General features: G+C 49.2%; 19 protein-coding genes. 15 read left to right on the top strand and 4 right to left on the bottom strand.

Features of this window, described 5'->3' with window-relative positions:
* Positions 1 to 86: 86 nt before the first annotated feature.
* From EVX52_RS20230 to uxaC, 3 genes are all read right to left on the bottom strand, one after another.
* Entirely contained in the window at positions 87 to 1577 is a 1491-nt protein-coding gene (locus EVX52_RS20230) for a UxaA family hydrolase (RefSeq protein ID WP_129954683.1), read from the bottom strand.
* 10 nt (positions 1578 to 1587) lie between these two features.
* Positions 1588 to 3039: a tagaturonate reductase gene (locus tag EVX52_RS20225; protein ID WP_129991994.1), complete on the bottom strand. Its 1452-nt coding sequence runs from the start codon at positions 3037 to 3039 to the stop codon at positions 1588 to 1590.
* Between the two features lie 157 nt (positions 3040 to 3196).
* Positions 3197 to 4609, bottom strand: a complete 1413-nt coding sequence (gene uxaC / locus EVX52_RS20220; RefSeq protein ID WP_129954685.1) for a glucuronate isomerase — start codon at positions 4607 to 4609, stop codon at positions 3197 to 3199.
* A gap of 969 nt (positions 4610 to 5578) precedes the next feature.
* Here uxaC and EVX52_RS20215 point away from each other — a divergent pair.
* From EVX52_RS20215 to EVX52_RS20170, 10 genes are all read left to right on the top strand, one after another.
* Complete coding sequence (locus EVX52_RS20215; RefSeq protein WP_129954686.1) at positions 5579 to 6871, top strand: MFS transporter; 1293 nt, start codon at positions 5579 to 5581, stop codon at positions 6869 to 6871.
* 189 nt (positions 6872 to 7060) lie between these two features.
* A complete protein-coding gene (gene exuR, locus EVX52_RS20210) occupies positions 7061 to 7837 on the top strand; it encodes a transcriptional regulator ExuR (RefSeq protein WP_129954687.1) in 777 nt (258 codons plus the stop codon).
* Between the two features lie 382 nt (positions 7838 to 8219).
* Complete coding sequence (locus EVX52_RS20205; RefSeq protein WP_129954688.1) at positions 8220 to 8900, top strand: DedA family protein; 681 nt, start codon at positions 8220 to 8222, stop codon at positions 8898 to 8900.
* Positions 8900 to 9283: an EnvZ/OmpR regulon moderator MzrA gene (gene mzrA, locus EVX52_RS20200; RefSeq protein WP_129991993.1), complete on the top strand. Its 384-nt coding sequence runs from the start codon at positions 8900 to 8902 to the stop codon at positions 9281 to 9283. The genes EVX52_RS20205 and mzrA overlap by 1 nt, the downstream gene beginning before the upstream one ends.
* A gap of 132 nt (positions 9284 to 9415) precedes the next feature.
* Complete coding sequence (locus EVX52_RS20195) at positions 9416 to 9793, top strand: DUF1090 domain-containing protein (protein ID WP_129954690.1); 378 nt, start codon at positions 9416 to 9418, stop codon at positions 9791 to 9793.
* 147 nt (positions 9794 to 9940) lie between these two features.
* Complete coding sequence (locus EVX52_RS20190) at positions 9941 to 10243, top strand: YqjD family protein (protein WP_129954691.1); 303 nt, start codon at positions 9941 to 9943, stop codon at positions 10241 to 10243.
* Between the two features lie 2 nt (positions 10244 to 10245).
* Complete coding sequence (locus EVX52_RS20185) at positions 10246 to 10653, top strand: phage holin family protein (protein WP_129954692.1); 408 nt, start codon at positions 10246 to 10248, stop codon at positions 10651 to 10653.
* Positions 10650 to 10934 (top strand): YqjK-like family protein, encoded by a 285-nt coding sequence (locus EVX52_RS20180; protein ID WP_129991992.1) that lies wholly within the window; start codon positions 10650 to 10652, stop codon positions 10932 to 10934. Before EVX52_RS20185 ends, EVX52_RS20180 begins: the two co-directional genes overlap by 4 nt.
* Before the next feature lie 240 nt (positions 10935 to 11174).
* Complete coding sequence (locus tag EVX52_RS20175; protein ID WP_129954694.1) at positions 11175 to 11567, top strand: DoxX family protein; 393 nt, start codon at positions 11175 to 11177, stop codon at positions 11565 to 11567.
* Positions 11568 to 11814: 247 nt separating this feature from the next.
* Complete coding sequence (locus tag EVX52_RS20170; protein ID WP_129954695.1) at positions 11815 to 12798, top strand: glutathione S-transferase family protein; 984 nt, start codon at positions 11815 to 11817, stop codon at positions 12796 to 12798.
* Between the two features lie 70 nt (positions 12799 to 12868).
* Here EVX52_RS20170 and EVX52_RS20165 read toward each other — a convergent pair whose 3' ends face one another.
* Complete coding sequence (locus EVX52_RS20165) at positions 12869 to 13777, bottom strand: LysR family transcriptional regulator (protein WP_129954696.1); 909 nt, start codon at positions 13775 to 13777, stop codon at positions 12869 to 12871.
* A 110-nt stretch (positions 13778 to 13887) separates the two neighbouring features.
* On the opposite strand from EVX52_RS20165, the gene EVX52_RS20155 reads away from it, so the two are divergent.
* The 5 genes from EVX52_RS20155 to EVX52_RS20135 all read left to right on the top strand — a co-directional run bounded on the left by EVX52_RS20155 (position 13888) and on the right by EVX52_RS20135 (position 19645).
* Positions 13888 to 14592, top strand: coding sequence for a pirin family protein (locus EVX52_RS20155; RefSeq protein ID WP_129954697.1), 705 nt, complete (start codon positions 13888 to 13890; stop codon positions 14590 to 14592).
* Positions 14593 to 15184: 592 nt separating this feature from the next.
* The gene (locus tag EVX52_RS20150) at positions 15185 to 15883 is read left to right on the top strand and encodes a prepilin-type N-terminal cleavage/methylation domain-containing protein (RefSeq protein WP_129991991.1); all 699 of its coding nucleotides are present in this window, start codon (positions 15185 to 15187) and stop codon (positions 15881 to 15883) included.
* A gap of 81 nt (positions 15884 to 15964) precedes the next feature.
* Entirely contained in the window at positions 15965 to 17647 is a 1683-nt protein-coding gene (locus EVX52_RS20145; protein ID WP_129991990.1) for a type II secretion system protein, read from the top strand.
* 59 nt (positions 17648 to 17706) lie between these two features.
* Entirely contained in the window at positions 17707 to 18171 is a 465-nt protein-coding gene (locus tag EVX52_RS20140; RefSeq protein ID WP_240783490.1) for a TcpQ domain-containing protein, read from the top strand.
* 25 nt (positions 18172 to 18196) lie between these two features.
* On the top strand, positions 18197 to 19645 hold the full coding sequence (locus EVX52_RS20135) for a type II and III secretion system protein (protein WP_129991989.1): 1449 nt from the start codon (positions 18197 to 18199) through the stop codon (positions 19643 to 19645).
* Positions 19646 to 19660 lie beyond the last annotated feature (15 nt).

Below are 19660 nucleotides of genomic sequence, written 5' to 3'. Positions count from 1 at the left end.
TCTCATACGTGAAATGCTTACGCTGCAAAAGCAAACGGCGCTTCATAATTGAAACGCCGTTTCATTCTAACGAGAAAACTGAACTGTTACAATGTGACACCGCTTTTAAAGATGGCTAATTCGCGGAAATCATTAAGTTCGTTTTTGGCTTTGCGGCCATCAGCGATCGCAACGATCAGATCCACAAATTCACCCAGCAACTGATCCATACTGACATCGTGGATCAGGCGTCCGGCATCAAAATCGATCCAGTGCGGTTTTTTTGCTGCCAGTTCACTGTTGGTGGCCAGTTTCACTGTCGGCACAAAGCCGCCGTAAGGCGTGCCGCGTCCGGTACTGAACAGCACCATATGACAGCCTGCACCGGCCAGCGCACTGGTGGCGACGGCGTCGTTGCCCGGCGCACTTAGCAGATTCAGCCCAGGCATAGTCAGGCGTTCGCCGTATTTGAGTACGTCCACCACCGGGCTTTGGCCCGCTTTTTGGGTACAACCCAGCGATTTTTCTTCCAGCGTGGTGATACCCCCGGCTTTGTTACCCGGAGACGGGTTCTCATAAATCGGCTGATTATGTTCGATGAAGTATTGTTTGAAATCGTTCACCATGTGAACGGTTTTCTCAAACGTACTTTCATCGCGGCAACGGCTCATCAGGATCCGTTCTGCGCCAAACATTTCAGGCACTTCTGTCAGCACGGAAGTACCACCGTTGGCGATCACATAATCAGAGAAACGTCCCAGCAGCGGGTTAGCCGTGATACCCGACAAGCCGTCAGAGCCGCCACATTCCAGCCCGAATTTCAGTTCGCTGAGTTTACCGGGCACACGTTTGTCGTCACGCATTACGGCATACAGTTCGCGCAGACGTTCCAGACCCGCTTCCACTTCGTCGTCAAATTTTTGCAGCGTCATGAAACGCACGCGCTCTTCATCGACTTCGCCCAGCGTTTCACGGAATACGTCCACCTGATTGTTTTCACAACCGAGGCCGATCACCAGCACCGCACCGGCGTTCGGATGGCGTACCATGTTTTGCAGCATCGTACGGGTGTTCACATGGTCATCGCCCAGTTGCGAACAACCAAACGGATGCGTGAACAGGTAAACACCATCGGTGCCTTCCGCATCATTGGTCTCTTTAAGGAAACGTGACTGGATCTGACGCGCGATACCGTTGACGCAACCGACGGTCGGGATCAGCCACAGTTCGTTACGGATCCCCACCTGTCCGTTTTTGCGGCGAAAGATCTGCACATCGCGATCCGCCATTTGTTCCGGCAGGCTGGCGAAGTCCGGCTGATACTGATATTCGTCCAGATCGCTCAGGTTAGTTTTGCCGTTTTGCGAATGGATATGCACACCTGGTTCAATCGCCGTCAGCGCATGCCCGATCGGCAGACCGTATTTCACGATGTTTTCCCCCGCCGCAATCGGGCGCAGAGCAAACTTATGACCACGTGCAACAGGCTGAGGCAACACCACGGTGTAACCGCCTGCTTCGACCTGCTCACCCGCGTCGATATCGCGCAAAGCAACGGCGACGTTATCAGCGGTATGGATTTGAATGATACTTTGCATAGTTGCTCTCTTAGCTGTAAGCCGCCAACGCATCGCGCATGCCACGGTCTTCAATTGACTGCAATTGTTCGGTCACTTTTGCCGTCAGACCCGGCACGGTATTCAGATCACGTCCCCAGTGTTCTTCATCCGCCAGCACGGTCTCGACCAGCCCGGCCAGCGGCAGGCTGCCGTTGCGCACGTTGCCCCAAAGTTCGGAGAAGCGGCTCAGCCAGTGTGCATCGTCCTGCAGCGGATAAATTTCACCGTTACGTTCGCCACGATAAAACGCCAGCAATGCTGCCAGCGCAAACGTCAGGCGCGGCGGCAGGAGCTGATTCTTTTCCTGGCTCGCCAGCAGTTGCGGCAGAATGCGGGTGCGGTATTTGGTCATACCGTTCAGGGCAATCGACAGCAACTGATGCTGGATGAACGGGTTGCGGAAACGGCTGAGTACCGCCTGAGCAAAGGACGTCAGTTCATCCTGCGGCAAATCCAGCACCGGAGAGATTTCCTCGGCGATCGCCAGTTCGACAAAGCGGCTGATTTGCGCATCATTCATCGATTCGCCCACGGTATTCAGCCCTGACAGGAAGGCCACAGGCACCAGTGCGGTGTGCGCGCCGTTAAGGATCGCCACTTTGCGTTCTTTATACGGTTTGATGTCGTCAACCAGGCGGATATTCAGCGGCAGTTTGTCCAGACGCAGTTCCTGAGCGAGACTTTTTGGCCCCTGGATCACGAACAGATAGAAGTGTTCGGCGCTGTCGAAGAAACTGTCCTGATAGCCCAGTTCTTCCTGCAGGCTGTCAACTTCACTGCGCGGATAACCGGTGACGATGCGGTCAACCAGCGTTGAACAGAAGGTGTTGCTGCTTTCCAGCCACTGAGTAAATGCCGCTGGCAACGCCCACTGTTGTGCGTAACGCAGCACCAGTTCCTGCAATGCTTCACCGTTGTAGTCGATCAGTTCACAGGGCAGCAGAACCCAGCCTTTATCAGCCGCACCGGAGAAATGTGTGAAACGTTCGAACAGTAACCGGGTCAGTTTGGCCGGGAAGCTGGCCGGAGGCGTATCGTCCAGACGGTCACTTTCCACATAGCTGATACCCGCTTCAGTGGTGTTAGAGAACACGAAGCGGATATTCGGATCGTGGGCCAGCGCCAGATACTCATCAAACTGATGGTAGATATTAATTTCACGGTTAACGGAGCGGATGATCCGGGTATCACGCACCGTTTGCCCTTGTTCGTTCAGGCCGCTGATGATGGTGGTATACAGGCCATCCTGCGTGCTGAGTGAAGGCGGGAAGTCGGTGTCAATCGGACGAACCACTACGATCCCGGCATCCAGATCGGTATGTTCGTTCAGCAGGTCGATTTGCCAGTCGACAAACGCCCGCAGGAAATTACCTTCACCGAACTGAATAATTTTGTCCGGATGTTGACGGCCAGGGAAGTCACGGCGATTTAACCTTTGCATCTCACATTCACCTTAATTTGCTCAGACTCCGGTCTTTGAGGGCGGGAAAATTGCCCCGTGGCCGTCGTTGTCTATTGGGATAGTTGTTTGTTATTTAAGTATTTATTTTCAGGAGCGCAGGAACCTGCGCTCCGTCGTACTGCTCAGTTCCTGCAGATCAATTCAGTTCAATCTGGAAATACTGTTTCGCATTATCGAAGCAGATGTTTTTTACCATGCTGCCCAGCAGTTCGATGTCTGCCGGTGCTTCGCCATCTTCCACCCAGCGACCGATCATCTGGCACAGAATGCGGCGGAAGTACTCATGACGCGTATAAGACAGGAAACTGCGGCTGTCGGTCAGCATGCCAACGAAACGGCTGAGTAAGCCCAGGTTAGCAAGCTGCGTCATCTGACGTTGCATACCGTCTTTCTGGTCGTTAAACCACCAGCCGGAACCGAACTGCATTTTGCCCGGCATCCCTTCTCCCTGGAAGTTACCGACCATGGTGCCGATCACTTCGTTATCACGCGGGTTCAGGCAATACAGGATAGTTTTTGGCAGGCCACCGGCCAGACCTTGTGCGCCCAGTAATTTAGACAACGGTTCAGCCAGCGGCTGGTCGTTAATCGAGTCAAAACCGACGTCTGCGCCAATCAGCTGGAACATACGGGTATTGTTATTACGCAGCGCGCCAATGTGATATTGCTGTACCCATTCACGACGTTGATATTCAGACGCCAGGTACAGAAGAACGCCGGTTTTGAACTGAGCAATTTCTTGTGCAGTTGGCGTTTCACCACTCAGACGACGGGCCAGAATGCCATCCAGCGTTGCGTCATCCGCTTCACCATAAACCACCACATCCAGCGCATGGTCTGACACTTTGCAACCGTGGGCCGCGAAGTGATCCATACGTTTTTTCAGGGCATCGCGGAGATCGCTGAAACGGGTAATGGACACATCTGCGGCAGCTTCCAGTTTCTTCATGTAATCCACAAAGGTTGCCGCTTCGATGTTGAAAGCTTTGTCCGGGCGCCAGCTTGGCAGCACTTTGATATCAAAAGCGGAATCCAGGGCGACAGCTTTATGATGTTCCAGTGAATCGATAGGATCATCCGTGGTACCGACCATTTTCACGTTCATCTGTTTCATAATGCCGCGGGCAGAAAATGCATCCTGCGCCAGCAATTCATTACCACGTTCCCAGATTTCGCCTGCGGTAGACGGCGAAAGCAGTTTACCGGTGATGCCAAACGGACGGCGCAGCTCAAGGTGAGTCCAGTGATAAAGCGGGTTACCGATAGTGTGAGGAACGGTTGCCGCCCAGGCGTCAAATTTTTCGCGGTCGCTGGCATCACCCGTACACATACGTTCAGGCACACCGTTGGTACGCATTGCGCGCCATTTGTAGTGATCGCCTTTCAGCCAAATGTCATACAGGTTTTTGAATTTGTAGTCCTGCGCAATCAGCTCAGGCGGCAAATGGCAGTGGTAGTCAAAAATGGGCTCATCTTTCGCGTAGTCATGATACAGGCGACGTGCGAATTCAGTGTCGAGAAGGAAGTCTTCCGTTAAAAACTGCGCCATCTTAAGTTCCTCATCATCAATTCTGTAGAGTTATCACTCAATGGTGCGAAGTTATCACACCAATTTAAGCTATCGTCCAGTACTTTTTAACGGACAAAAGCCGCTAAACCGCCTGATTTCATTCCAAAAAAACAAACTAATTCTCTGTAAAACAATGGCTTTATCGCCATCAGGTACTGGTGCTTATTATCCTCACAATCAGAGTGTCATTTTGTGATGTCACTCAAACTTTAAATCTGTATGACAAGTTAATTGATGCCCAATGTAATAAAAGTTCGGTGATTCTTTAATTACACCTTTCCCTTCAGCCTGCCCCCGCCCGTGCCACAGCGGAGCACCATCACGTAAGGCTCCGGCGACCGGATGCTCATTTGTCGTACGGATTATCTCTCATAAATGAACAAATAAGGTCGTTCATTAACTGTGCGTTTTAAATGTGATCGTTTCGTAAAGTTGTTACACCAATTACGTTTCGATAATCAGATTGTCATTGTTACTGATGGTTCTAAAAGTGTGAAGCTGATCATGCCAAAGGCCACTTTCATTGTAAAATCAAGTAAATAAGTCTGTAGTTAAAAAACTTACGTAACCACACAATATAAATGTGGTTTTGTGATGTCATTCAAATTTTAAATCTGTATGACAAGTTATCTTTGCATCGCCCGGACAAGAGCGTCAGAGATTACCTGCCACGTCCCTTCGCTGTTGCCCGGGCAAAACACTTCCCGGGTGCAGTCATCCCTGGCGAAGCAGTAATTCTGGTGTTCAGGACGTTCATCGGACACTTACGCACAGATAACAATAACGCAGTGCGTAATAACACGGGCAGCTCCCAGTGAAATCATCTGGCGGCCACGTTCCCGAAAATACTTTAAGGAAGCCAGAACCCCACGCTTGTTCAGGTGGTGCGAAATGCGCCCTGACAGCCTGATGTTGTCATCGCCGGATTATTTACTGGGAGAGAGTTAAATGGGTAAGATTAAAGGGTTACGCTGGTACATGATCGCCCTGGTGACATGCGGCACTGTATTAGGTTATTTGACACGTAACGCCATTGCAGCCGCAGCGCCAACGCTGATGAGCCAGTTAAACATCACCACACAGCAATATTCATACATCATCGCCGCCTATTCTGCCTGCTATACCCTGATGCAGCCGGTCGCCGGTTACGTTCTCGACGTCATGGGCACCAAAGTAGGCTATGCCATGTTCGCCATCATGTGGGCAGTCTTCTGTATGGCGACCGCGCTGGCGAGCAGTTGGGGTGGCCTGGCTATCGCCCGCGGTGCCGTCGGTATGGCTGAAGCCGCGATGATCCCTGCTGGCCTGAAAGCCAGCAGTGAATGGTTCCCGGCCAAAGAGCGTTCTATCGCCGTAGGTTACTTCAACGTCGGTTCATCAATCGGCGGGATGATTGCGCCGCCACTGGTCGTCTGGTGTATCGTGATGCACAGCTGGCAACTGGCCTTCATCATTACCGGTGCACTGAGCCTGATCTGGGCGCTGAGCTGGCTGGTCTTCTACAAGCATCCTAAAGATCAGAAGAAACTCAGCACTGAGGAACGTAATTACATTCTGGAAGGTCAGGAAGCACAGCATCAGACCAACAACGGCAAGAAAATGTCTGCCTGGCAGATCCTGCGTAACCGCCAGTTCTGGGGCATCGCGCTGCCACGTTTCCTGGCGGAACCTGCCTGGGGGACGTTCAATGCCTGGATCCCGCTGTTTATGTTCAAAGTGTATGGCTTTAACCTGAAAGAAATCGCGATGTTTGCCTGGATGCCGATGCTGTTTGCAGACCTCGGTTGTATCCTGGGCGGCTATCTGCCACCGTTATTCCAGAAGTACTTCAAAGTTAACCTGATCGTTTCCCGTAAGCTGGTCGTGACCATGGGGGCGGTTCTGATGATTGGCCCTGGCATGATTGGCCTGTTCACCAGCCCTTACGCCGCTATCGCTTTATTGTGTGTAGGTGGTTTTGCTCACCAGTCACTGTCCGGTGCGCTGATCACTCTGTCTTCTGACGTGTTCGGTCGTAACGAAGTGGCTACTGCCAACGGTCTGACCGGGATGGCAGCCTGGATGGCAAGCACCATGTTTGCTCTGGTGGTCGGTGCGCTGGCCGATACCATCGGTTTCAGCCCGCTGTTTGCGGCCCTTGCTGTCTTCGACCTGCTTGGTGCCATCATCATCTGGACAGTCTTGCAGAACCGTTCTGCTGTAGAACCTGTCCCGGCCCCGCTGAAAACCGCGAAAGCCTGAGTTCTTGTTTGTCAGCCCGGTAAGTATCTTTACCGGGCTTTGCTTTTTCTGCCCTTTCTGCGGTGCCTTTCTGTCCAATGTACGGTGCATCAACCTTTCGTAAAACGTATACTGGCACTGGTATAATAAATTTACAGGTCTGTCCGACACTCACTTCTTACAGGTTTCACTACTTTAAAGAGCACTCATATGGAATCCACAGACACCAGACGCCTCTATCAACAACTGGCTGCCACGCTCAAGGAACGCATCGAAACAGGCTTATATCCGGTTGGCGAGAAGCTGCCCGCCGAACGTCTGATTTCCGATGAAATGGATGTCAGCCGCACGGTCGTGCGTGAAGCGATTATCATGCTGGAAGTTGAAGGTTATGTAGAAGTCCGTAAAGGGTCGGGAATTCATGTGATGTCCAATCAACAGCGCCACCTTGTGGTGACCGATTGTGGCAGCGAGTTTGGTACCGCCGGTCCGTTTGAGCTGTTACAGGCACGTCAGTTGATTGAAAGTAACATCGCTGAATTCGCCGCCACGCAGGTCACAAAGCAAGACATCATGCGTTTGATGGAGATTCAGGAGCATGCGCGCCAGGAAGACCGCTTCCGCGATTCCGAATGGGATTTAAAATTCCACGTGCAGGTGGCACAGGCCACGCAGAATAATGCCCTGGCGACTATCGTGGAAAAGATGTGGAGCCAGCGTTTGCATAACCCGTACTGGCGCAAACTGCATGAGCACATCGATGAGAAGTCTATTGAGAGCTGGTGTGAAGAACATGATCTGATTTTGAAAGCCTTGATCCGCCGTGATCCGCACGCCGCCAAACTGGCGATGTGGCAGCATCTGGAAAATACCAAACAAATGCTTTTCCGCGCCACCAGCGATGATTTCGAGTTCAACGTAGACCGTTATCTTTATTCAGAAAACCCGGTTGTTCATCTCGATCCGCCGTTACTGAATACTAAATAAATTCCCCTTAAGGCAGGTTAATTCCCCCAACCTGCCTTTTTCCAGCTTCTGCTTTCTCCCCGTCAATCCTGTCAGGCACTGTCGAGTAGTGTCAGTCAATGTAAAACCCTTTTCCATAATGTGCTTCAGACTTAAATGATCGGTCTCAACACGCTATATTTACCTGTCTGAGTTATTGTTATTTTGTTACAGTTAGACCACTTTTTTTACCCGTTCAGGCCCGGTTAAACAGGCGCCGGGACGCGTAAATCCCCGAAGAACTCATGACCAGAAGCCCGCCAGGGAAAAGGCGACCTTATCAGTAAAACAGGCAGCGTCGAGACGAATTCTCCGCTGATGTCTTTCGCTGACCCACTGAAAATGATGGAGTTTTACTACACCGATGGAAATTATCAGTTCGCTTATCGATGCCCTCTGGCAGCAAGATTATAAAACCCTGGCTAATCCGCAATTAGTCTGGGCGTTGTACCTGATTTTATTCATGATTATTTTTCTGGAAAACGGCTTGTTGCCTGCGGCTTTTTTGCCGGGCGACAGCCTGCTGATCCTGGTGGGCGTGTTGATCGCCAAAGATGCCATGAATTTCCCCCTCACCATTTTCCTGCTGACCAGTGCGGCCAGCCTCGGTTGCTGGCTGAGTTACGCTCAGGGAAAATGGCTGGGCAACACCCGAATAGTACAAAGCTGGCTGGCCCATTTACCTGTGCATTATCATGAACGTGCGCACGCACTTTTCCATAAACACGGTCTTTCCGCCTTGTTAGTCGGGCGTTTTCTGGCCTTTGTACGTACACTGCTGCCAACCATTGCCGGGCTGTCAGGCCTGAGCAACAGCCGTTTCCAGTTTTTCAACTGGGCCAGCGGGTTGTTGTGGATCCTGATCCTGACCTCGCTGGGGTATTTCCTCGGTAAAACCCCGCTGTTCCTGAAGTACGAAGATCAGGTGATGAACTGCCTGATGCTGCTCCCTGTCCTGCTGCTGGTCGGTGGCCTGGTCGGTTCGATTGTCGTGTTGTGGCGCAAAAAACATGCAGACCGACAGAACAAAGGCAAGAACGCATAATGAAGCGCAGATTGTTCAAACGTTCATTTATCTGGCCTGTGCTGCTCATACTGCTGGCCGCCGCCGCTATGATCGGGCTGGCAGTATCACGTCTGCCGGCACCGGCCGGCGCGCTGCAAATCCGCCCCGCCAGAGCGGGCATCTCCTTACCTGATGGTTTTTATGTATACCAGGGGCTGAGCCAGCACGGCATCCATATTAAAAGCATTACGCCACTGGATGATGCTTTGGTGGTGCAACTGGACACCGCCTCACAACGCAAAATGGCCGAAACCGTATTACAGGACATTTTGCCAGCCGGATTCATCATCCGGTACTACGAACCTCCGCATGATAAAACCTGGGTGGCTAAACGGGATCTTGACCGCATCAAATTTGGATAAGAAAACGCGCAGGATTTGTCTCATATCACCGCCTGTTCAGCGGTGATATGATTTAGACGCTACACATTCAGGAAAAAATCATTAATGGAATTAAGTGCCACACTCACTTAAACGTCAAAAGGAAACCTGACGATGAAAATCACGCTATCTGCCCTCACGCTTGTTCCTGCATTGCTGTTCACCACAGCCGCTTTTGCCGCACCTCAGCCGGAAAGTTGTGTAACCAAACAACAGGAAATCCAGAAACAAATCGGCGAAGCCCGTGCGCATAACAACCAGAACCGCATTGACGGTCTGGAGAAAGCATTACGTGAAAATAAAGCGCATTGCACCGATGCAGGTCTGAAAGCTGAAAACCAAAAACGTGTTGATGAAAAACGTGAAAAAGTTGCCGAACGTGAGCAGGAGCTGAAAGAGGCTCTGGCCAAAGGCGATCACGAAAAAATCCTCAGGAAACAGCAAAAACTGGAAGAAGCGACGTCAGAACTCAAAGAAGCGGAAGGCCATTAATCGCTTTTCAGCCTGACAGATTTTATCTCATGCCACAGCTGATTTTCAGTGATCTTGCCTTTTGAAACAGACGATTCGCATTTGCGATCACCCGAATATCCGCTATGTTAAAAGTTCGAATCAGTTAACGTATGGAGTGACTTACACATGGCTAGTAATACATCAGAACAACTGCGCGCTGAACTCAAGTCATTGGCGGACACCCTGGAAGAAGTTCTCCAGACCTCTACCGACAAGCCGAAAGCTGAACTCGATAAACTGCGTGGTAAAGCAGAATCCCTGCTCAAAGATACCCGTGAGCGTCTGAGTGACACAGGTGATAAAATTGCCTATCAGACCAAAGAAATTGCGGGCAAAGCTGACGATTATGTGCGTGAAAAACCCTGGACGGGCGTCGGTATTGGTGCCGCGGTCGGTGTTGTGATTGGCGTTCTGTTAGCCCGCCGCTGATTATGGCTGAACCAATCAAACCTGCGCCACAAGGGCCGGGAAAAGGGTTATTTGACATCGTTTCACGCATTGCTACCGTGGTGGTAAGCATTGTTGAAACACGTGTCCGGCTGGCCGTGGTTGAGCTGGAAGAGGAAAAGGCCAATATTTTCCAATTGCTGCTCATGGCTGGCATTACCCTGATATTTACCGCCTTTGGTCTGATGAGTTTGCTGGTGGTTTTATTCTGGGCCATTGACCCGGCCTATCGCCTTACGGCGATAGCAACGACGACCGGCGTGTTGCTGCTTCTGGCGGTGATCCTGGGTGCAATGACGCTGGCGAAAGCCAAACGTTCAACCCTGCTTAGCCTCACCCGTAAGCAACTGGACATCGATCGTGCCCTGCTGGAAAAGGATGACGAGCTATGAGTATCCCGAACCGTGCTATCGAAAAAGTCAGGTTGATGCGCAAAATTGAGCGTCAGCGCAGCGAGCTTTCTCAGGCCGGTTCAGACTGGCTGGATGCCACCGCGAAAGTGGATCACTATTGGGTAAAACTCGTGGATATGCGTAAATATCTGGTTGTCGGCTCCAGTCTGCTGGCCGTTTACGGTATTCGCCATCCCAGCGCAGTGGTTCGCTGGTCACGGCGCGCTTTCGGCATCTGGGGCACCGTAAAATTGTTCCGTAAAACCCTCGGCAACAAATAGTCTCAACCTCCGCAATCAAAAAGGGCTGATGGGCAAACCATCAGCCCTTTTCTTTTTGAATAACAACCCCGTGGCTGTTCAATTTATTTGAATCATTCAGACAGATTTACTTGCTAACATAACTTATTCATCCGACTTATTATCTCGTCATCAACTGATGCGGTAACGGCAGGAAACATTTTCCGACCGGGCCGGTAACACTTTTAACCCAATTTGGGTATATCACTCTCGGAGTCGAAGATGAACAAGTTACAAGACACTGCTTTGCTGGTTGCGCGTATTTTGATGCCAGTGCTTTTTATCGTTGCAGGCTGGGGCAAAATTAACGGTTACACCGCGACTGCGGGCTATATGACGTCTATGGGCGTGCCAAGCTTCTTCCTGCCACTGACTATCTTGTTAGAGTTTGGCGGTGGTCTGGCCATCTTGTTCGGCTTCTTTACCCGCACCACAGCGCTGATCACGGCAATTTTCACTATCCTGACGGCTCTGATCTTCCACACTGATTTTGCACAGGGCGTGAACCAGATGATGTTTATGAAAAACCTGTCTATCGCTGGAGGATTCTTCGTCCTGTTTGCTTCCGGTCCTGGTGCATTCAGCATCGACCGTCTGATCAAGAAAAACTGGTAATTGCTCCGACACCAGGGAGTGACAGCTCAGCTATAATTAAATAAGACACTATGTCAGACCTGCAGGGCGATGTGATTTATCACCTCGCCCTTTTTTATTACTTATCGGTAAATCTCCCCTAAATCATTCGAGTTGCATCAAGGCGGCAACTGAGTAAATCCCCGGGAGCATACAATAGTATGTGACTGGAGTTTGAGAAGACAGCCAACGCAGAGGCAGCTCGAAGGATGATGGGGAAGGAGGAAAAATGGGGCAACTAGTCAATGGCGTTTGGCAGGACACCTGGTACGACACCAAGTCAACCGGCGGTCATTTCAAACGTTCAGCAGCGCAGTTTCGCAACTGGATAACGCCTGACGGTGAACCGGGCGAGCATGGCGTTGGCGGCTTTACCGCAGAACGTGACCGTTATCATCTGTATGTTTCACTGGCCTGCCCGTGGGCGCACCGCACCTTACTGATGCGAACCCTCAAAGGACTGGAGGAGATTATTCCGGTATCTGTGGTACATCCGCTGATGCTGGAACACGGCTGGACGTTCGGCACCGATTTTCCGGCAGCCACCGGCGACGATTTGTATCATCTCAATTATGCCTATGAAATCTATCTGCGGGCGCAGAATGATTACACCGGCCGCGTCACCGTGCCGATCCTGTGGGATAAAAAGCAGCAAACCATCGTCAGCAATGAATCCGCTGATATCATCCGCATGTTCAACAGCGCATTTGATGCCGTGGGTGCCAAAGCCGGAGATTACTATCCGCAGGCATTACGCTCAGAGATTGATGAGATCAATGAGTGGGTGTATCCGCAAATTAACAATGGTGTCTATAAGGCGGGTTTTGCAACGTCTCAGGATGCCTACGACGAAGCGGTTGAGGGTGTGTTTAACGCGCTGTCCCGTGCTGAGGAATTGCTGAGCAAGCACCGCTATCTGACCGGCAATCAGCTGACCGAAGCGGATTTGCGTTTGTGGACCACGCTGGTGCGTTTTGATCCGGTGTATGTCACTCATTTCAAATGTGACCGCTACCGCATCAGTGATTACCCGAATCTGTATGGTTTTCTGCGTGATATCTACCAGATGCCGGGCATTCGTGAAACGGTGGACTTCGCGCACATTCGTAATCACTACTTCCGCAGCCATGCAACCATCAACCCGTATGGCATTATTTCCACCGGACCGGCGCAGGATTTAGACTCTGAGCACGGCCGCGATACCCGTTTTTGATTTCGTTCTGCTCCTTCCCCTTTCACCAGGGGAAGGTTGGCATCGGGTATGGGTTTACTGAATAAAAACGCTATGACTTCACTTCCCGCGTAGCCAGTAGCTTTGGAATTTCACGCAGGAACCAGGCTTTCGCCTCACCCATGCTGTCGCGACGCCACGCCATGATAATATCGATTTCACGGTTATATTCCGCACTCACCACCCGCAAACGCCCTTCCTCGATATCTTTCTCGACCATCGGATAAGGCATTGTCGCCACCCCTAATCCCGCCAGTAACGCTTTACGCTTCTCTTCAATGGTGCTGACCGTCAGACGCTGCTGTTTATCCAACAACTGAACGGTTAATACCGGACGCTCACGGGCAGTATCCGCCACGGCGATCCCGCGATATTTAACCCGGCTGACTTCCGACAGCGGCTCGGCTTCAAGGTGGATCGGGTGATCCGGCGCGGCCACATAGATACTGGCCAGCTTATACAGTTTACGGCTGTTAATTTCGGTAGAAGATCGGAAATGCATATCCGGCGCGATCACGATATCTGCGCGGCCTTGCTCAAGACGTTCCCACGCGCCGGCCAGCACTTCGGTGATCAGAGAAACCTGCGTATTGGCTTTCAGCGCCAGCTTTTCAATCAGCGGGAACAGTTGCGCGGCCGGCGATAAGGCTTCACAGACAATGGTGATATGGGTTTCCCAACCGCGGGCCAGCGCTTCGGCATCCACCGTTAGCTTGTCTGCAGCTTCCAGCAACACCCGTCCGCGCTCAAGCAACATCCGGCCAACATTGGTGAATTTTGTCCGATGACCTGAACGGTCAAATAACACCACATCCAGTTCTTCTTCCAGTTTCTGCATGGTGTAGCTCAGTGCAGACGGGACGCGGCCCAGCTCATCAGCAGCTGCGGCGAAACTCCCCCTGCGGTCAATCGCATCCATGACCCGTAATGCTTCCAGTGTGAGTGCGCGATCCTTAGCCATTCTTTTCTCTTTCAGGAAATTTGAATATAGCGACCAGATTAACTGGCTAACAATCACACGTCCAGACGCTTACCATTTATACATCGAAATTTTTAAGAGAGGCGACCGCCATGATTACCAGCAGAACGGCAAAAGAGTGCGGTACCGCTGACTTTGGCTGGCTCCAGGCACGGTATACATTCTCCTTTGGCCATTACTTTGACCCCAAACTGATGGGATATGCGTCTCTGCGCGTCCTGAATCAGGAAGTGCTGGCACCCGGCGCCAGTTTCCAGCCACGCACCTATCCTCGCGTGGATGTGCTGAATCTGGTGTTACAGGGTTCAGCGGAATACCGTGACAGTGAAGGCAACAGTACCGGGGTCAGTGCCGGTGAAGCCGCATTGCTGTCGACGCAGGCGAATGTCAGTTACAGCGAACTGAATACCAGCACCACCCGGCCACTGACACGGATGCAACTGTGGCTGGATGCCTGCCCTGAGCATGAGAATCCGCTGACGCAGAAAATGACGCTGCCGGAGGTCACGCATTTCCTGCTGGCCTCACCGGACGGTGAAAACGGGAGCCTGCAACTGCGGCAAAAGGTGTGGATCCATCATCTGGATTTAGCGGCAGGTGAAAAAATTACGCTGCCGGTACGCGGGCCACGCGCATATTTGCAATCGATTCATGGCCAGGTGGATGCTCTGGGATCAGCCAGCCGTGAACTGCAAAAACTGGCCTGCGGTGATGGCGCATTTATCCATCAGGAAAACAGCCTGACGGTTTGTGCCTGCACCCCGTTACGGGCGCTACTGATTGATATGCCACTCTGATTCTCCGGCCCTTGTTATAAAAACCACACCGCACAAATTCTTTTGTGCGGTTTTTTGTACACCTGTTTATCAGTTTCCCTCAGGGAAATGCTATCCGGTCCTGCTTTTTTCGTCCTGTCATCGTGCAATTTGCGGGACAGACTAACCTTTTACCGTGATTCGATGGGACAGACCCCATATCCTTTCAACTGTCTGAAAAACAAATAAATAACCTCAAAACAGTCAGTTATTAAAAGTCATGAATGATCATTAATATTGATACTTAAATCTTTATATTGATGTTTGTATTTATAATATTCATTTAAATGATCTTACAGGTTGTATTTTGATAATTAAATTATAATTTATTTTTTGTCTTCTTTATTGCCCCATTATCTATACGAACGCTTTATTTTGATTTATGCTTTTCAACGCTGGTCAGGAAAATGGGGGTTTATAATAAGGAGTGAGATGCACTAATAGCTTTAAAACGTTAGACATAACATTAAGACTTTAGTCTTACATTCTATTTTTATATTACTCCCACTGTATTTCAGCGGGATCGTATTACTATGTCATTTTATAAATATATTTCAAGCCTAAGGATTAAGGTATGAAAAACGCAATTAATGCGCTAAAGCGCAAAGCAAATCAATATCAGGAACTTAAGAAACAACGCGGTGTGACCTTACTGGAAATCATCATCGTGCTGGGCATTATCGGTATTATTGCTGCAGGTGTTGTAATCCTGGCAAACCGTGCCTTTACTGCGCAGGATATCAGTGATTTAGCCGATAATACCAACTCAGTGCGGGTAGGGACGACTGAAGCTTATAAAGACAGTGCAGAATACCCTGCGATGGTGAGTGCTGTTGATCTAACTAAGTCGACAATTGGTACTGCAACCGACACGACTGGCTCAATAATTTCTACGTTAGTTAAAATGGGGAAAATTTCTGCGGCTGAAGCCTTTAATGGCATGTCAAATGATGCGTTTGAAATTGGTGGGGTTAAATACGTCTCTGAAGATGCAAAAGCGAAAGGCTTCTATCTGGTGATAAACGGGCTGGAAACAGAAGACTGCCGTAACATTGCTTCCCAGCTGGGCGGACAATGGGATTATGTGGCTTCTGGTACTGCCGCAGCCGGCGCACTCGTAACACCACAACCGGAAGAGTTATCCGGCGAACCTACCACGTCTATTCTCAAAACCCTGACTGCCGATACCCTGAGTCCGACAACCATCGTGGCTGCAGGATTCTGCGATGCATCAACAGGTTCAGATAATGCGCTGATTTTAGGCAGTAAATAATTGTTTTTATGAGTACAGGAGCCTGCGACCGTTATCGTTGCAGGCTCATTTTCGATGACTTCCATAACGATGGGAATTTTTATGCCAAAGGTAAGCAACAGCAAAGGTTTTACCTTACTGGAAATGATCGTTGTAATGGGAATCATGGGTCTCATTTTTACTTCATTCGCTCTCTTTAAAAAGAAACAAATAGAATCAGTGGCCAGAGAAAACCTGACCAATATTATTGCGAACGAAGTGCATGGCATGTTGCAATTTATTAACAGGGATGAAATTCAGATTACTGAGGACAGCGACGCTGATGGTGAAATGGATTTCATAGTGAACCCGCTTTTCGACAGAACGATTTCTACAGCTAATGAAAAAGGTAAAACTTATGGCTGGCGTGTAGAGGATCAGGCTTTCAGCACTGACCCGAAAGACACTGACCATTTTATTCAGTGGGATAACACATTGTCTCGTGGTTATTTCACCAGCCATCGCTGTTACAGCACGGGCAACAAGAAAGTCGCTGATAAGGAATTCAAGGTAGAAGATTTAGCCTGCAATCAACCGGCAAACAACCAGGATAAATCTCTGGTATTAGAACGTGTGGATCTGGTGGGTGACGAAGAGACACGGACTATTGATCGCGTTGATTTCTACGTGAGTTTTCATCCGGGAATTAACGGTAAAAATGATATGGATAAATTTACTATCGAAAATTATGCGACAGCGTTTAGTAAAGCATTCACTCATTACGACCTGGCATATCAACACGCTGATTATATCTATCGGCGGGAAGCAAAGGGCACCGATGTAGCAAATTTCGGCACCGGCTGGAAACTGCTGAAAACCCATGACGCGAAGACAAATGACGAAGCGGTACCTTTCGGCAGCATGGTGTCCTACCTCGATAAGATTGACCAAACTGCCGCTCAGCTGGGGGTTAGGTTTAGTTTTAAGGCAGGTATGGGGAAAGTGATAAAACCCGATGGTTTAGTCGGCGTGGATAAGCTCTGCTGGAATCTTAAAGAAAATATGATGACGCATTGCCTGGAAGTTGAAGACGGTACAGGCCGGAACAATGAGGAAGGCGTCATGCATCTGACAGCCAAAGATGCCAACAACCAAACTGTAACGGGAACATTAATGGCGAATGTTATTTTTGAAGGTGAAGCTTTCGATCCTGAAAAAGGAAATATCATTGCGCTCATGACCAGTCCGGTTGTTTCCTATCACTCCTTTGGCAATAAAAAAGACAGGGGCACCAATGATGTCATTATTGATGACCCAGATAACTATGATAAAAGCGTCACCGATGAGCCGGGGTATATTAAAATTCCGGTGCAAAAATGCCCCTTAGCGCCTCCGGCCCCGGGTAATCCCCAAAATGCGCCGCGAGTACTTTATCCACGGCTGGCTGCTGCAATCTCATCCATTGTCGCTGATGTAGGCAAACAGGGAAACGCGGGCAGCGAAAGTGAAGGCGGGGAGGATTTTTCTGATTTCTCCAACAGCGAAAATAACCGGACAACGACAAAAGGCGTTTTAGATCATTTAAGCGGTGTTGCCGTGCAGGTGAATCTCATCCGGGAGAATGACAAGAAAATATCTCCTGACGATTACTGGGTCATCAGCGCCACCAGTGGCGTGTTTGATAATATTTCAGGGAAAGGTGTCAGTGTCATTAATCCAAGTTCACTTTCAGTTGTGCTGACTTCATGGTGTAGCTCGATCAAACAACCCGCTGCTGGGGCTGATGCCCCCATGCCGCCCTATTAGCGCAACGTAAATGAAGGTACGGCACTGTATTTTTATGAAAAATTTCAGGATGAAATAAGATGAAAATTAATATGATTGGATGCGTTATTATACTGTCCGTGGCTATGGGGCAATATGCACATGCAATGGTCAATGCCGATGGCACTATTTCAGCAACATCTCAACCCCCTTCAGTGAGTACATCCTCACAAACAGGCCGCAACCCCTTCTCCGGCGGGAATTCTCCCGCGTTGCCCATTCCTGCTGAACCTAAGGGCGTCTTATCAACTCCTTTACAAGTGACTTTGTTATTGAATAGCGGTGATCTGCTGAGCCAGGGTTTACAGAAATGGGCCAGGGACTTCGGATATAAATTACTTTGGCAAAGTAAAAGTGATTATTTAATTTTTAGCCCCATCACCCTGACAGGCAAAAATGAAGACGAGGTGCTGACAGGTTTAGGGGATCTTTTTGCTTCTGAAAATTATGGATTAATCATCAAAAACTATCAGAAGAACCGCGTTTTACTTGTTGATGATATGTAACGACTGATTTTCAGGATAAGGATATATGAAAACTAGAATTGGATTAATTACATTGGTATTGCTTATTCAGGGGTGTACCCATGAATTCAATCAGACATTTGCACGTGAAAATGTTAAGGATACATTACCGGGAGCGACTTCTGCAGGAGAAATGAAAGTTAAACCTTATGTGAAATATGATGCTGCTTATTTAGGTAAAAAAGTGGATTACAGTTCTACGCGGCAAACACTGCTCGCTAAGAAAGTTACTGTGAACTCCTATGAACCCACTGATCTGAATACCGTGCTCGATGCTTTACTCGCGCAAACAGGTGTCAGCCATAAAGTAAATTTGGCTTTCCCCGACCAGAAAGGCCTTGAAGGCGGTAAAGTAAACATTGAAGCACACAGCATTAATTTCACAGGGACTTTTGAAGAATTCATGCGCTATGTTTCAGCCCTTTACGATGTGAATACTACCCTTGATGAGAATAATATTCTTAAAGTGGATGCTTATAGCGTCTATGCCATAAAACTGGATTTTTATGGAGAAAATAATAAATTTGAAGCCAGTCTCGATCTTTCGAATGATGCGGTTAGCAATGGGGGACTTAAAGGTAAATCAGAAACTAAATTCGAATCTACATTTTGGGATGACGTTGAAGACATGGCAGAAAAGTATGTCTCAAGCGGCATGTATACCGTATTTAAAGATGCTTCCATCGTAACGCTAACCGGACGGCCGTCAGAATATAAAGCGTTGAATGATGTGTTGCAAAAATACCAGGCTGACAATAATCGCCAATTCATTGTCACCTACAAAATTTTCACACTCAATAAAGAGAAAATGGAAGAGTATGGTGCAGGTCTGAACATGTCCTATATAGACAGCGGTGAAAGCATTGTTATTAATACTGCCATGATGAGTACAATGGATAGTGGAATGACGCTCGGTGCGGGTGCTGATCATGCACTCAGTGTATCGGCCAAATTGAACGCACTCTATTCCCTGACGGGCAGTAAAGTTCTGCAGAGCGGGACATTTGTCACCCGTAATAACACGCCGGTACCGCTCAATATGACAAATTCTCAATACTATGTTTCCGGGCGAACACGCACCATTAATAATGATAATGGTCAGGAAGATGTAGAGATCGAAACCTCTGAAATCATCACCGGCACCAGTTTTATTATTACCCCACGGATCAATAAAGACGGTCGGGTAGAAGTCACCAGCGGTTTTACCAAGAGTCAGTTAAATTCTATTGATGTTTTCGACACCGTACAGTTGCCCAATGTGACTACCACCGAGATGTTTAACTCTACAGCGGTTACGCCGGGCAGTTTACTCATGGTCGCGAAGTATGAAATGAATGACCTGAGTAAAAATAAAGAATATCAGTTGTTAGGTTATGGTGAAAATACGGCTGACGATGAGAATACCGTCGTGATGGTTGTGGGTATTGACTATTATCGTGCACCTCTGAATCATTAATTATTGGATGTGACA

The sequence above is a fragment of the Rahnella sp. CFA14(1/10) genome, from assembly GCF_004195095.1.
Lineage (GTDB): Bacteria > Pseudomonadota > Gammaproteobacteria > Enterobacterales > Enterobacteriaceae > Rahnella > Rahnella perminowiae.
This window is presented reverse-complemented; position numbering and strand designations above follow the sequence as displayed.

Coding starts and splice junctions, on each gene's coding strand:
- EVX52_RS20170 (WP_129954695.1), top strand. CDS start 11,815: ATGGGGCAACTAGTCAATGGCGTTTGGCAGGACACCTGGTACGACACC.
- EVX52_RS20205 (WP_129954688.1), top strand. CDS start 8,220: ATGGAAATTATCAGTTCGCTTATCGATGCCCTCTGGCAGCAAGATTAT.
- uxaC (WP_129954685.1), bottom strand. CDS start 4,609: ATGGCGCAGTTTTTAACGGAAGACTTCCTTCTCGACACTGAATTCGCA.
- EVX52_RS20185 (WP_129954692.1), top strand. CDS start 10,246: ATGGCTGAACCAATCAAACCTGCGCCACAAGGGCCGGGAAAAGGGTTA.
- EVX52_RS20155 (WP_129954697.1), top strand. CDS start 13,888: ATGATTACCAGCAGAACGGCAAAAGAGTGCGGTACCGCTGACTTTGGC.
- EVX52_RS20145 (WP_129991990.1), top strand. CDS start 15,965: ATGCCAAAGGTAAGCAACAGCAAAGGTTTTACCTTACTGGAAATGATC.
- EVX52_RS20135 (WP_129991989.1), top strand. CDS start 18,197: ATGAAAACTAGAATTGGATTAATTACATTGGTATTGCTTATTCAGGGG.
- mzrA (WP_129991993.1), top strand. CDS start 8,900: ATGAAGCGCAGATTGTTCAAACGTTCATTTATCTGGCCTGTGCTGCTC.
- EVX52_RS20215 (WP_129954686.1), top strand. CDS start 5,579: ATGGGTAAGATTAAAGGGTTACGCTGGTACATGATCGCCCTGGTGACA.
- EVX52_RS20165 (WP_129954696.1), bottom strand. CDS start 13,777: ATGGCTAAGGATCGCGCACTCACACTGGAAGCATTACGGGTCATGGAT.
- EVX52_RS20140 (WP_240783490.1), top strand. CDS start 17,707: ATGAAAATTAATATGATTGGATGCGTTATTATACTGTCCGTGGCTATG.
- EVX52_RS20175 (WP_129954694.1), top strand. CDS start 11,175: ATGAACAAGTTACAAGACACTGCTTTGCTGGTTGCGCGTATTTTGATG.
- EVX52_RS20195 (WP_129954690.1), top strand. CDS start 9,416: ATGAAAATCACGCTATCTGCCCTCACGCTTGTTCCTGCATTGCTGTTC.
- EVX52_RS20190 (WP_129954691.1), top strand. CDS start 9,941: ATGGCTAGTAATACATCAGAACAACTGCGCGCTGAACTCAAGTCATTG.
- exuR (WP_129954687.1), top strand. CDS start 7,061: ATGGAATCCACAGACACCAGACGCCTCTATCAACAACTGGCTGCCACG.
- EVX52_RS20225 (WP_129991994.1), bottom strand. CDS start 3,039: ATGCAAAGGTTAAATCGCCGTGACTTCCCTGGCCGTCAACATCCGGAC.
- EVX52_RS20230 (WP_129954683.1), bottom strand. CDS start 1,577: ATGCAAAGTATCATTCAAATCCATACCGCTGATAACGTCGCCGTTGCT.
- EVX52_RS20180 (WP_129991992.1), top strand. CDS start 10,650: ATGAGTATCCCGAACCGTGCTATCGAAAAAGTCAGGTTGATGCGCAAA.
- EVX52_RS20150 (WP_129991991.1), top strand. CDS start 15,185: ATGAAAAACGCAATTAATGCGCTAAAGCGCAAAGCAAATCAATATCAG.